The 12,530-nt window shown below is 68.4% G+C and carries 10 protein-coding genes; 6 read left to right on the forward strand and 4 right to left on the reverse strand.

Annotated elements, in window-relative coordinates:
* Nucleotides 1-121 precede the first annotated feature (121 nt).
* Together ACWIGI_RS08035 and ACWIGI_RS08040 are read left to right on the forward strand one after the other, a co-directional pair.
* Nucleotides 122-4,075, forward strand: a complete 3,954-nt coding sequence (locus ACWIGI_RS08035; RefSeq protein ID WP_454201618.1) for a DNA-directed RNA polymerase subunit beta' — start codon at nucleotides 122-124, stop codon at nucleotides 4,073-4,075.
* A gap of 480 nt (nucleotides 4,076-4,555) precedes the next feature.
* Complete coding sequence (locus tag ACWIGI_RS08040) at nucleotides 4,556-4,900, forward strand: hypothetical protein (protein WP_454201619.1); 345 nt, start codon at nucleotides 4,556-4,558, stop codon at nucleotides 4,898-4,900.
* 15 nt (nucleotides 4,901-4,915) lie between these two features.
* Here ACWIGI_RS08040 and ACWIGI_RS08045 read toward each other — a convergent pair whose 3' ends face one another.
* Together ACWIGI_RS08045 and ACWIGI_RS08050 are read right to left on the reverse strand one after the other, a co-directional pair.
* A complete protein-coding gene (locus tag ACWIGI_RS08045; RefSeq protein ID WP_454201620.1) occupies nucleotides 4,916-5,596 on the reverse strand; it encodes a hypothetical protein in 681 nt (226 codons plus the stop codon).
* A 110-nt stretch (nucleotides 5,597-5,706) separates the two neighbouring features.
* The gene (locus ACWIGI_RS08050; RefSeq protein WP_454201621.1) at nucleotides 5,707-6,666 is read right to left on the reverse strand and encodes a helix-turn-helix transcriptional regulator; all 960 of its coding nucleotides are present in this window, start codon (nucleotides 6,664-6,666) and stop codon (nucleotides 5,707-5,709) included.
* Between the two features lie 93 nt (nucleotides 6,667-6,759).
* Between ACWIGI_RS08050 and ACWIGI_RS08055 the strand changes: the two genes are divergently transcribed.
* Nucleotides 6,760-7,917, forward strand: coding sequence for an epoxide hydrolase family protein (locus tag ACWIGI_RS08055; protein ID WP_454201622.1), 1,158 nt, complete (start codon nucleotides 6,760-6,762; stop codon nucleotides 7,915-7,917).
* Between the two features lie 12 nt (nucleotides 7,918-7,929).
* Here the strand turns inward: ACWIGI_RS08055 and ACWIGI_RS08060 are convergent, their stop codons facing one another.
* Nucleotides 7,930-8,910 (reverse strand): EamA family transporter, encoded by a 981-nt coding sequence (locus ACWIGI_RS08060; RefSeq protein WP_454201623.1) that lies wholly within the window; start codon nucleotides 8,908-8,910, stop codon nucleotides 7,930-7,932.
* A 38-nt stretch (nucleotides 8,911-8,948) separates the two neighbouring features.
* Between ACWIGI_RS08060 and ACWIGI_RS08065 the strand changes: the two genes are divergently transcribed.
* A complete protein-coding gene (locus ACWIGI_RS08065) occupies nucleotides 8,949-9,479 on the forward strand; it encodes a CGNR zinc finger domain-containing protein (protein WP_454201624.1) in 531 nt (176 codons plus the stop codon).
* Between the two features lie 37 nt (nucleotides 9,480-9,516).
* Here the strand turns inward: ACWIGI_RS08065 and ACWIGI_RS08070 are convergent, their stop codons facing one another.
* Nucleotides 9,517-10,203 carry a TetR/AcrR family transcriptional regulator gene (locus ACWIGI_RS08070; RefSeq protein WP_454201625.1) on the reverse strand — a complete coding sequence of 229 codons (687 nt, stop codon included), beginning with the start codon at nucleotides 10,201-10,203 and terminating at the stop codon, nucleotides 9,517-9,519.
* Between the two features lie 146 nt (nucleotides 10,204-10,349).
* Here ACWIGI_RS08070 and ACWIGI_RS08075 point away from each other — a divergent pair, with 146 nt between their 5' ends.
* Entirely contained in the window at nucleotides 10,350-10,868 is a 519-nt protein-coding gene (locus ACWIGI_RS08075) for a hypothetical protein (protein WP_454201626.1), read from the forward strand.
* A gap of 135 nt (nucleotides 10,869-11,003) precedes the next feature.
* Nucleotides 11,004-12,512: a malate dehydrogenase (quinone) gene (gene mqo, locus ACWIGI_RS08080; protein WP_454201627.1), complete on the forward strand. Its 1,509-nt coding sequence runs from the start codon at nucleotides 11,004-11,006 to the stop codon at nucleotides 12,510-12,512.
* The last annotated feature ends 18 nt before the right edge of the window (nucleotides 12,513-12,530 follow it).

Consider the following 12,530-nt stretch of genomic DNA (forward strand, 5'->3'; position numbering starts at 1 on the left):
TGGGTAATTCGTTGAATCACCCACCCGGGCGGACCTTTTCGAGCGACCCGCACACGGTCGCCACGAGATGGATATAGCGACTTTTGCTCATACTCAACCCGTACAGGGGAAAGGAAGTTACGTGCTAGACGTCAACTTCTTCGATGAACTCCGGATCGGCCTGGCTTCCGCCGAAGACATTCGTCAGTGGTCGTTCGGCGAGGTGAAGAAGCCGGAGACCATCAACTACCGCACGCTGAAGCCCGAGAAGGACGGCCTCTTCTGCGAGAAGATCTTCGGTCCCACCCGGGACTGGGAGTGCTACTGCGGTAAGTACAAGCGCGTCCGCTTCAAGGGCATCATCTGTGAGCGCTGTGGCGTCGAGGTCACTCGCGCCAAGGTGCGCCGCGAGCGGATGGGCCACATCGAGCTGGCCGCGCCGGTCACCCACATCTGGTACTTCAAGGGCGTGCCTTCGCGCCTGGGTTACCTGCTCGACCTGGCGCCGAAGGATCTCGAGAAGATCATCTACTTCGCCGCCTACGTCATCACCGAGGTGAACGAGGAGGCTCGCCACAACGAGCTCTCCACGCTCGAAGCGGAGATGGACAGCCGCAAGAAGGTTGTCGCCGATCAGCGCGACGTCGACCTGGAGGCCCGCGCCCAGAAGCTCGAGGCCGACCTGGCCGAGCTCGAGGCCGAGGGCGCCAAGTCCGATGTGCGCCGCAAGGTCAAGGACGGCGGCGAGCGCGAGATGCGTCAGCTGCGCGACCGCGCCCAGCGCGAGCTGGACCGGCTCGACGAGGTCTGGACCACGTTCACCAAGCTGTCGGTCAAGCAGCTCATCGTGGACGAGATGCTGTACCGCGAGCTGCAGGACGAGTACGGCGAGTACTTCACGGGCCACATGGGCGCCGAGGCGATCCAGAAGCTCATGGAGCAGTTCGACATCCCGGCCGAGGCCGAGAACCTGCGTGAGATCATCCGGACGGGCAAGGGCCAGAAGAAGCTTCGCGCGCTGAAGCGTCTCAAGGTCGTCGCCGCGTTCCAGATGAACGGCAACTCGCCCATGGGCATGGTGCTGGACGCTGTCCCGGTGATCCCGCCGGAGCTGCGCCCGATGGTTCAGCTCGACGGTGGCCGCTTCGCGACCTCCGACCTGAACGACCTGTACCGCCGCGTGATCAACCGCAACAACCGTTTGAAGCGACTGATCGATCTGGGTGCGCCCGAGATCATCGTGAACAACGAGAAGCGCATGCTGCAGGAGTCGGTCGACGCGCTGTTCGACAACGGCCGTCGCGGCCGTCCGGTCACCGGTCCGGGTAACCGCCCGCTGAAGTCCCTGAGCGATCTGCTCAAGGGCAAGCAGGGTCGTTTCCGTCAGAACCTGCTCGGTAAGCGCGTGGACTACTCGGGCCGTTCGGTCATCGTGGTCGGTCCGCAGCTCAAGCTGCACCAGTGCGGTCTGCCGAAGCTGATGGCGCTCGAGCTGTTCAAGCCGTTCGTCATGAAGCGTCTGGTCGATCTCAACCACGCGCAGAACATCAAGTCCGCCAAGCGGATGGTCGAGCGTCAGCGTGCCCAGGTGTGGGACGTCCTCGAAGAGGTCATCTCCGAGCACCCGGTGCTGCTGAACCGCGCGCCCACCCTGCACCGCCTGGGTATCCAGGCCTTCGAGCCGCTGCTGGTCGAGGGCAAGGCCATCCAGCTGCACCCGCTCGTGTGTGAGGCGTTCAACGCCGACTTCGACGGTGACCAGATGGCCGTGCACCTGCCGCTGTCCGCGGAGGCGCAGGCCGAGGCCCGCATCCTGATGCTGTCCTCGAACAACATCCTGTCGCCCGCCTCGGGTCGTCCGCTCGCCATGCCGCGTCTGGACATGGTCACCGGCCTGTTCTACCTGACCCGCCTCGAAGAGGGTGGCAAGGGCGAATACCAGGCCGCGACAAAGGATTCCGCCGAGTTCGGCGTGTACTCCTCGCCGGCCGAGGCGCAGATGGCGGTGGACCGCGGTGAGCTCACCGTGCGTTCGCTGATCAAGGTGCGCCTGACCGAGCAGCGTCCGCCGAAGGACACCGAGGCCGAGCTGTTCCCGAACGGCTGGCAGCGGGGCGACGCGTGGACGGTCAAGACCACGCTGGGCCGCGTCATCTTCAACGATCTGCTCCCGGCGGACTACGCGTTCATCGACGAGCCGATGCCGAAGAAGCGTCAGGCGGCGATCATCAACGATCTCGCCGAGCGCTACCCGATGATCGTGGTCGCGCAGACGGTCGACAAGCTGAAGGACGCGGGCTTCTACTGGGCCACGCGTTCCGGCGTCACCGTCTCGATGTCGGACGTGCTCGTGCCGCCGAACAAGGCGGACATCATGGCGCGCTACGACGAGCAGGCCAACCAGATCGAGAAGAAGTACCAGCGCGGTGCTCTCGACCACCAGGAGCGCAACAACGCCCTGGTCAAGATCTGGCAGGAAGCGACCGAAGAGGTCGGTCGCGCGCTGCGTGAGCACTACCCGGCCGACAACCCGATCATCACGATCGTCGACTCGGGCGCGACGGGTAACTTCACCCAGACCCGTACCCTCGCGGGTATGAAGGGCCTGGTGACGAACCCGAAGGGTGAGTTCATCCCGCAGCCGATCAAGTCCTCCTTCCGTGAGGGCCTGACGGTTCTGGAGTACTTCATCAACACGCACGGCGCTCGAAAGGGTCTGGCCGACACCGCGCTTCGTACCGCGGACTCGGGCTACCTGACCCGTCGTCTGGTCGACGTGTCGCAGGACGTCATCGTGCGCGAGACCGACTGTGGCACCGAGCGCGGCATCGTGGTGCCGATCGCGGAGAAGCAGGCCGACGGCTCGCTCATCCGGGACGCGCACGTGGAGACGAGCACCTACGCTCGTACCCTCGCGACCGACGCGCTGGACGCCAACGGCAACGTCGTCATCGAGAAGGGTCACGATCTCGGTGACCCGGCGCTGGACGCGCTGCTCGAGGCCGGCATCACCGAGGTGAAGGTTCGCTCCGTGCTGACCTGCACCACCGGCACCGGCGTGTGCGCGACCTGCTACGGCCGTTCGATGGCGACCGGCAAGCTGGTCGACATCGGTGAGGCCGTCGGTATCGTCGCCGCGCAGTCCATCGGTGAGCCCGGTACCCAGCTGACCATGCGTACCTTCCACCAGGGTGGTGTCGCAGGCGATGACATCACCGGCGGTCTGCCCCGTGTGCAGGAGCTCTTCGAGGCTCGTGTGCCCAAGGGCAAGGCGCCGATCGCGGAGGTCTCGGGTCGCGTGCGGCTCGAGGACGACGACCGCTTCTACAAGATCACGATCATCCCGGACGACGGGTCGGACGAGGTCCTGTACGACAAGCTGTCGAAGCGTCAGCGTCTGCGCGTGTTCAAGCACGAGGACGGCTCGGAGCGCCTGCTCGCCGACGGCGATCATGTCGAGGTCGGCCAGCAGCTGCTGGAGGGTTCGGCGGATCCGCACGAGGTGCTGCGCGTGATGGGCCCCCGTCAGGTGCAGATCCACCTGGTCCACGAGGTCCAGGAGGTCTACCGCTCGCAGGGTGTGTCGATCCACGACAAGCACATCGAGGTCATCGTGCGGCAGATGCTGCGCCGCGTGACCATCATCGATTCGGGTGCGACCGAGTTCCTGCCCGGTTCGCTCGTCGAGCGTGCCGAGTTCGAGTCCTCGAACCGTCGCGTCGTCGCCGAAGGCGGCGAGCCGGCGTCGGGCCGCCCGGTCCTGATGGGTATCACCAAGGCGTCGCTGGCGACCGATTCGTGGCTCTCGGCGGCCTCCTTCCAGGAGACCACCCGCGTGCTGACGGACGCCGCCATCAACTGCCGCTCCGACAAGCTGATCGGCTTGAAGGAGAACGTGATCATCGGCAAGCTGATCCCGGCCGGTACCGGCATCAACCGCTACCGCAACATCCAGGTCCAGCCCACCGAGGAGGCCCGTCAGGCCGCGTACGCGGTGCCGTCCTACGACGACACCTACTACACCCCGGACGGCTTCGGCACCACGACCGGTGCCGCGGTTCCGCTGGACGACTACGGCTTCAGCGATTACCGCTAAGCTCTAGTCCAGGAACGACATTCGGCCCCCGCTCTTCGGAGCGGGGGCCGTTTGCTTGGGCTCACTCGCCGTTCGGGGCGGCGGCTGCGCTGTGCATGGTTGCGGTGCATCCCGGACGGGTTGCCGTCGGCCTCGAAGTGAGTTCCGTCTGCTGTCTCAGGCCGCTGTCGCTGTCCTTGGTCTCAGGCCGATGTCGCTGTTTCCGATCCGTCGCGATGAGGCCTTGATGCGGCTGTTTCTCGGATCCGGTTCGCCGCGTGCCGCGGTGGTCCGGGATCGGTTCGGCAACGGGGGACCGTACCTGATCTCGAGTGATAGCGTGAGGCTCTGGGTCGGTGCTGCGCGAAGGGGTTTCCGATGGTCCGTGGTCGTCGTGTATTTCCCGTAATGCTGTGTGCCGCCGGGCTGGTGGTGGGGGCGGCGGGGGCCGGGGGTGCGGCGCCGGTCGCGGAGGGGCTGGGCGGGTGCTACCGGGGGAGCATGTTGACGGGGCAGTTGGTGCCGGGGAGCGGGAGTGCGGGGCAGGGGGTGCGGCGGACGGCCGAGGTGTGGGACTGTGTCAGTCCGCTGTTGCCGGGGGTCGTGTCGGGGCGGTTCGACGCGGACCTGCCGTGGGTCGGGTTCGGGGCGCGGTCGCAGGCGCGGTTCACGTGGTCCGACGGGAGCGTCAGCACCGCGACCGGACTGCCCAACACCCTGTGGACGATTGTGGACGGTCCGGCGGCCGGTCATATTCTGCGATTTCAGTTGGCGGGCAACCAGAACGGCGACTGGTACTACCTGAGCGGGAGCGCACCGATCGATTCACTGACCTTCATGCGCTGAGGAGTGCGGGAACCGTCAGCGCGGCGGGGGGAGGGCGTCGAATGCCGGGCTCAGGGCCTGGCCTGCACCGGGGACCAGGGAGTTGGCGTAGGCCAGGGCCGCGTCGACGGCGGGCTGACCACCGGCCTGCTGGAGGCCGATCGCGCCACCGAGCAGGGCGCCGACCACCGTCAGGATCGGGACGGTGATGATGTCGAAGACGAAGAGTCCGGCGGGGAATCCGATCAGGAAGCCGATCGCGCCGCCGATGGCCGCGCCGGTGGCGACGGCGGGCAGGTGGGCCTGCACGGTGTCGAAGAAGTGCTGCTGGGCGTTGATGTCGCGCAGCGCCACGGGGGAGGCGAGTTTGGGCGTCAGGGTGAGGCGGCGGCCGTCCTCGTCGATGACCGGCGCGAACTCCAGGTTCTTCCCGGAGATCTCGTATGTCAGTGGGACGGTGGCCAATTCGAGCCCGTCGGGGTCGGTGGCGACGATCGCCTGCCCGTCCCAGGTGGCCAGGAAGCGGCCGGCGGCCAGGGTGCCGACGGCGGCGCGCTTGTCCGGCGACAACTCCACGCGGTAGTCGACGCCGTGATCGGTGCCGCTCACGCCGAGCCCCACCGGCTCCGGCGCCGGATCGGCCGTCGCGGGCGCGCTCGCGAGTACCGTCGCCGCGAGGCAGACCAATGTCGGCGCGATGAATCCGGTCTTGCCCATGGTGGTGCCCCTAGCGCTGCGAAACGGGTTGTGGCGATCTTGCGCAACGACCGTACCGGGCGGCGCGGGGGATAGGAACCCCGTCGTCGCATATGTGACGGGCTGGACCGTCAGCCCAGGGCCCGCGTGATCCGCCGCTTGGCCGCGTCCAAGTGCGCTGCCAGTTCCGGTGAGTCGCGCACCTCGAACTCGAAGCCCAGGGCGATGAGCCGGGAGGCCAGCCATTCGGGGTCGTCATCGCGCTCACCGGTGAGGCGGCACGATTCGGCATCGATCGCGGTCACCTCGCCCGGGTTGTCGCCGAGCCGTCCCGAAACGCGATACGCCGGAGCGTGAACGGTGATGTCGATCCGGAACGGCGTTGTGCCCCAGTCGGTTCGCGCGCCGGCGACGTAGGCCGCCGCGTCCTCGGCGGGCAGCTCGCGCGGGGTGAAGCGGGCGGCGGTGGGGTGCGGTGCGGTGATGCGGTCGACGCGAAAACTGCGCCAGGCGTCGCGATCCAGGTCGTAGGCGACCAGGTACCAGCGGTGGTGCACGGTGGTCAGCCCGATGGGTTCGACGTTGCGGCGGGATTCGGTGCCGGCGGCGTCGCGGTAGGCGAAGCGGACCCGTTCGCGATTGGTGATGGTGGCGGCCAGCGGGGTCAGCACCTCGGGATCGGCGGTGGGCCCGTTGCCGGTGAACACCGCGGTGGCCGTGCCGAGCACCTGGACGCGGCGGCGCAGTTTCGCGGGCAGCACCTGTTCGAGTTTGGCCAGCGCCCGGACCGAGGATTCCTCGATGCCCGTCACCGCCTGGCCCGCGGCCGCCCGCAGCCCGACGGCGATGGCCACGGCCTCGTCGTCCTCGAGCAGCAGCGGCGGCAACGCGGCCCCGGCGGCCAGCCGATAACCGCCGGTGACCCCGAGCGTGGCCTCGACCGGGTATCCGAGGTCGCGCAGCCGATCGATATCGCGCCGCACGGTGCGGTCGCTGACGCCGAGCCGCTCGGCCAGTTCGCTGCCCGGCCATTCGCGCGGGGTCTGCAGCAGTGACAGCATGCGCAGCAGTCGTCCGGGTGTGTCGTTCATGGTTCCCATGGTCCCGCAGAACTAGGCCGCACCGTGACCTAGATGCTTCCTAACGTGGTTCTCGGCTCGAAAAGACGACACCGAGGAGTTCTCATGACCGCCATTCGCCCCTTCCGCATCGACATCGCGCAGGCCGATCTGGAGGATCTGCGCGACCGGCTCGCCCGCACCCGCTGGTCGCCGCAGGTGCCGGGCGCGGACTGGGAGCGCGGCGTGCCGGTCGCCTACCTGCGCGAGCTGGCCGAGTACTGGCGCACCGAATTCGATTGGCGGGCAATCGAAGCCGAGCTGAACGCCTTCCCCCAGTTCCTGACCGAGATCGACGGCCTGGACGTGCACTTCCTGCACGTGCGCTCGCCGGAGCCGCACGCGGTCCCGCTGCTGCTCACCCACGGCTGGCCGAATTCGTTCGTGGAGTTCACCGAGGTCATCGGCCCGCTGACCGATCCCCGCGCGCACGGCCTGGATCCGGCCCCGGCCTTCCACGTGGTGGTGCCCTCGGTGCCCGGGTTCGGGTTCTCGCAGGCGCCCACCGAGACCGGTATGACGGTGCGCCGGGTGGCGACGATGTTCGCGACCCTGATGGACCGGCTCGGTTACGACCGCTACGGCACCCAGGGCGGCGATCTGGGCGCGTACGTCGCCCCCGAAATCGCCCTCGTCGCACCGGATCATGTGATCGGCGTGCACGTCGACGGTGGCCTCGGGATGCCCACCGCGGCCGACGTGCCGGGCATGTCGCCGAGCGAGCTGGCCGAGTGGGACATGATGCGGGGCTGGATGACCGGCGGCACCGACCATCACTCCCTGCTGCGCGCCGCGCCCCAGTCCCTCGCGCACGCGTGGACCGACTCCCCGGCCGGCCTGCTCGGCTGGCTGATGCAGAAGTTCCACGAGTTCAGCCCGATGGCCGATCACCCCGAGGACGTCATGAAGCGCGACCACCTGCTGACCAACGCCGCCTTGTACTGGTTCACGAACACCGCGGCCACCTCGTCGTGGCCGATGTACGACGGCCTGGTCGACGGCGGTTTCGCCATGCCCAAGGGCCAGAACCTGGTCCCGACGGGCCAGTACGGCGGCGGCATGCCCCTGATGCGCCGCCTGGCCGACGAGCACAACGACATCGTTCACTGGCCCGAGGGCAACCCGGGCAACCACTTCGTGGCCATGGAGGTCCCGGCCGCTCACGTCGCCGATATCCGCGCCTTCTTCACGCTGCTGGCGGACCGCGCGGTCGAGCCGGTCTGACAGGCCGGTGGCTCAGGCCGTGGTCGCCGAGGCCGTGGCCGAGGTGGCGACCGTGGGGCGGGTGGCCGGCTCGCCGAGGCGGACCACCACCACGCCCGCGAGAATCAGTGCGCCGCCGAGCAACTGGATCGGGCCGGGGGTTTCGCCGAGCAGCAGCCAGGCGAAGCCGATGGCGGCCACGACCTCGGTGAGGGCGGCGAAGGAGGCCAGGCGGGAGCCGAGCAGGCGGGTGGCCGCGATCCCGGACAGGTAGGCCAGGGCGGCCGTGATCACGCCGAGGGCGAGCAGGGGCGTCCACCAGGGGGTGGTGAAGTCGTCGAAGGCCACGGGGTTGGTGGTGGTGCGCAGGGGGACGATGCCTAGCAGCCCGGCGGCGAGGATGCCGAGGCCACCGATGAGCAGCCCGCCGGTGGCCAGCACCGCGCCGGGCAGCGCCTCGCCGGTCTGGCCCGAGAGCACGAAATACACCGCCGCGCCGGCCATCGCGCCCAGGGCCCAGAGGATTCCGATCCAGCTGGTGTCGGCCCCGGAGCGCAGATCCAGCACCAGCAGCAGCCCGGCGATGCCGATCCCCGCGCCGAGAACCGTTGCGCGCCCGGGCCGCTGGCGGTGCCGCACCCACAGCCACAGCACCACCGCGATGGGCGCGGTGTATTCGATGAGCAGGGCGACACCGACCTCCATGTGGGCGACGGCGTTGAAGTACGCCAGCTGCGCACCGGCGACGGCAGCCAGCCCGTACATGAAAAGCAGCGGGGCGTTCTGCCGCAGCAGTTCCCAGCGTCCTCGCAACTGCACCAGCGCCACCGGCAGCAGCACCAGCGCGCCGAGCAGCACGCGCACGATCACCGTCGAGGCCGGGCTCCACCCCGCGTTCATCATGCCGCGGCCGAGGCTGCCCGAGAGTCCGAAGGAGGCGGCGGACAGCGCCGCGAGCAGCAGGCCGTTCCGGAGCCGGCTCGATACCGCGGTGTCATGAGTCAACGTCGCCATGACTAATGACGCTAAGCGGCGTGCGGTAATGTGTCAACATGTCTTTTGCTCATGACACAGTGGCGTCCATGGCCGCCGCGGTCGAGCTGGTGAATTCGGCCGAGGCGCCGGACACCATGACCGATACCGAGCAGCTCGCGGAGTTCTTCGACCGGCACGGCTACACCGGCGTGCGCACGGGCGACGAGCGCGAACTGGCCGCGGTCCGGGCCCAGCGCGCCCCGATGCGCGCCCTGCTGACCGCCGACCGCGACACTGCGGTGACCCTGGTGAACGAGATCCTGGCTCGCCACCGCGCGGTGCCGCGCCTGGTGCGCCACGACGCCCTGGACTATCACGTGCACGCGGTCCCACCCGAGGCGCCGCTGGATGTGCGGATCGCCGTGGAGACCGCGATGGCGATGATCGACCTGATTCGCGCCGACGAGCTCAGCCGCCTGTCCCTGTGCGCCGACGACACCTGCGACGGCATCGTTCTCGACCTGTCCCGCAACAGGTCTCGTCGCTACTGCAGCGTGGCCTGCGGCAACCGCAACGCCGTCGCGGCGTATCGCGCTCGAAAGAAGTGATCGCGCGGGCGAGCGATCGATATCGGATCGTGCAGCGCTACGGCGTCTCGCGCTCGCCCAGCTGATCCTGCAACCCCTGTAGCAGCGCGGCCAGCCCGAATTCGAAGCTGCTGTCCGGCGCGGCGTTGTAGTCGGTGGCGGCCTGGCGCTCGATGCGGGCGCGCAGCCGCGGGAACTCCATCGCGACCGCGGTGGCCTCGGAAAGCGCTTCGCCCAGTTTGGCTTCCGGGTCGCCGCCGTTGCGCCCGAGCCGCCGTTCGATCGAGATGTTCGCCGCCGCGCCGACCGTGTTGCCGAGCACGAACATGAACACGGTCGCCGCGGCGCGGTCGGCCGCGTCGTCGTCGAAGCCGGCGCGCTCGTACACCGCGAGCACGTGTTCGTCGTGGCGGGATTTGGCGGGTCCGTAGAGCAGATATCCGGCCTGTGCCTGCACGATCCACGGGTGCCGGTTCAGCATCGTGTACATGCCGGTGGCCAGGGCCTCGGCGGCGGTGCGCCAGTCGAGCGCGTCGAGGTCGGGGAGGTCGATCTCGGCCCACACCTCGTCGGTGGCCAGGCGCACCAGGTTGTCCTTGTTCTTGACGTGCCAGTACATGGCGGTGGCGGCGGCGTCGAGCCGTTTGCCAAGTTCGCGCATGTTCAGTCCGTCCAGGCCCTGTTCGTCGAGCAGGTCGATGGCGGTCCCGATGATCTGTTCGCGGGTGAGCGTTTCGCGCGGCATGCCCTCGACTCTAGGCACTCACCAGGCACTTTCACAAAGTTCAAGAAATCTCTTGCACTTAGTTCAAGTACCCGGTTATGGTTCTCCTGTACTTAGTTCAAGTCGGACCCGCCGAGACCGCGGGCCGCGAAGCAGGAGACCGAAACATGAACGCCGTCATCGCCACCAGCGCCCTCGCCATCGCCGCCGCCTTCGTGAGCATGCCGATCGTGCGCAGCCGCTACGGCAAGCCCGCCATGGCCCGCGCCGAGGCCGAACTGGCCCGCCAGGGCGTGCGCACCAGCGTGCTGCGGGAGAACGGCATGCGCTTCGACGCCAGCGGCCACGAGAGCGCGGCGCCGATCAGCATCGCGGCGATCATGATCGGTCTGGCCGGGCTCAACTTCGCCGGCGCGGACCTGGCCCGCCCGCTCAACTGGATCCTGCTGACGCTGGTGCTGCTCGGCAACGGCGTGATCCTCTACAGCAACCTCACCGCCGTGCAGTCGGTGCGCGCGGCCTTCGCGAAGAAGGGCGATCCGATGCTGGCCCGGATCGACGTCCCCGCCCTGCTGAAGGAGGCCGAGGCCGGCTTCCCCGACTGGACCTGGACCCTGCAGAACGTCCGCCACGTGCTCGTCTTCGGCGGCGCCGCGCTCGGCCTGATCCTCACCGCCCTGATCTGAACGGCCATCGCGGCCACCGAATTCGATGCGCGCCCCGGGGGATTGCGCGTCATCCGCCTCCCGCCCCTGCGCGGGAATGTGCATCCGGTGTTAGCGTGCCTACGTTCTTCGAGTCCTATGGGGGTCCAGCGGGTAATGACGACAACGCACGCGTCGCTACGGCCCTACGACGTGGTACTGGTCGGCGGCGGAATCATGAGCGCGACGCTCGGACTGCTGCTCAAGCATTTGGAACCGACCTGGACCATCGCGGTGTACGAGCGACTACCCGAATTGGCGGGCGAGGCCTCGGCCCCGTGGCACAACGCGGGAACCGGCCACTCCGGGCTGTGCGAGTCGAATTACACCGCCGAACGGCCGGACGGCTCCATCGATATCACCCCGGCGCTCACGGTCAATGAGCAGTTCCAGCAGAGCAGGCAGCTGTGGGCCGCGCTGGTGGAGGCCGGAATCCTGGGCAAGCCGGAGACTTTCATCAATCCGGTGCCGCACATGACCCTGGTGCACGGCAAACAGGATGTCGATTTCCTCCGGCGCAGATTCGAAACGCTTTCCGAGAACGCGCTTTTCGGCTCGATGAGATTCAGCGACGATCCCGCCGTGATCGGCGAGTGGGCCCCGCTGCTCGGGAGATCCCGGGACCCGGGCGAGCCGATCGCCGCCACCCGGGACGTGACCGGCAGCGACGTGAACTTCGGCGCCCTCGCCGGACAGCTCTTCACCTATCTGAAAAGTGTGGGCGTTTCCATCAATCCGCGATGCGAAGTGCGCGGCATGCGCCGGAACAACGATGGTTCCTGGCAGCTGCGCATTCATCAGCACACCGACAACGACCGCGTCACGCACAAGGTCGACGCGCGTTTCGTCTTCGCCGGTGGCGGCGGCTGGGCGCTGAAACTACTGCGCAAGGCCGGAATTCCCGAAGCGCGCGGCTACGGCGTGCTGCCGGTGAGCGGGCGTTTCCTGCGCTGCGACAACCCCGAGGTCATCGCCGCGCACGACGCCAAGGTCTACGGCAGGGCCCCGGCCGGCGCGCCGCCGATGGCCACCCCGCACCTGGACACCCGGATCATCGACGGTGAACGCGCCCTGCTGTTCGGTCCCTACGCCGGGGCCAATCCCAGATTCCTGACGAACGGCTCGATCCTGGACGCGCCGGCCGCGCTGCGCCCGGACAACATCGGGCCGCTGGCCTCGACGGTGGCGGGCAATCTGCCGCTGCTGTGGCTGCTCACCAAACAGCTCGCCGGCACCCGGAAGAAGAAGCTGGCCGCGCTGCGCGATTTCGCGCCCGAGGCGGCTCCGGAGGACTGGACCATGATCACCGCCGGGCAGCGCGCGCAGCTCGTCAAGCAGGTTGCCGGTCGCGGCGGCGTGCTGGAGTTCGGGACCGAAGTCGTTGCCGCGCACGATGGTTCGATCGCCGCCGTGCTGGGCGCCGAGCCCGGCGCCGCGACCGCCCCGGCGATTCTGCTCGAGGTGCTGGCCCGGTGTTTCCCGTCGTACCAGCGGTATTGGGCGCCGGGGTTGCGCGAACTCATTCCTACGCTGGGCTCGAGTTTGGCCGGTGATCCGGGCCTGGCGCGGCACACGACGTCCCGCACCGCCGAGATCCTGGGCCTGACGGCCCCGCTGCGCGACTGACGCCGGCCGGCAGCAACC

The sequence above is a fragment of the Nocardia sp. NPDC055321 genome (assembly GCF_053645575.1).

Coding starts and splice junctions, on each gene's coding strand:
- ACWIGI_RS08045 (WP_454201620.1), bottom strand. CDS start 5,596: ATGGGCAAGACCGGATTCATCGCGCCGACATTGGTCTGCCTCGCGGCG.
- ACWIGI_RS08070 (WP_454201625.1), bottom strand. CDS start 10,203: ATGCCGCGCGAAACGCTCACCCGCGAACAGATCATCGGGACCGCCATC.
- ACWIGI_RS08055 (WP_454201622.1), top strand. CDS start 6,760: ATGACCGCCATTCGCCCCTTCCGCATCGACATCGCGCAGGCCGATCTG.
- ACWIGI_RS08075 (WP_454201626.1), top strand. CDS start 10,350: ATGAACGCCGTCATCGCCACCAGCGCCCTCGCCATCGCCGCCGCCTTC.
- ACWIGI_RS08065 (WP_454201624.1), top strand. CDS start 8,949: ATGTCTTTTGCTCATGACACAGTGGCGTCCATGGCCGCCGCGGTCGAG.
- ACWIGI_RS08040 (WP_454201619.1), top strand. CDS start 4,556: ATGTTGACGGGGCAGTTGGTGCCGGGGAGCGGGAGTGCGGGGCAGGGG.
- mqo (WP_454201627.1), top strand. CDS start 11,004: ATGACGACAACGCACGCGTCGCTACGGCCCTACGACGTGGTACTGGTC.
- ACWIGI_RS08050 (WP_454201621.1), bottom strand. CDS start 6,666: ATGAACGACACACCCGGACGACTGCTGCGCATGCTGTCACTGCTGCAG.
- ACWIGI_RS08060 (WP_454201623.1), bottom strand. CDS start 8,910: ATGGCGACGTTGACTCATGACACCGCGGTATCGAGCCGGCTCCGGAAC.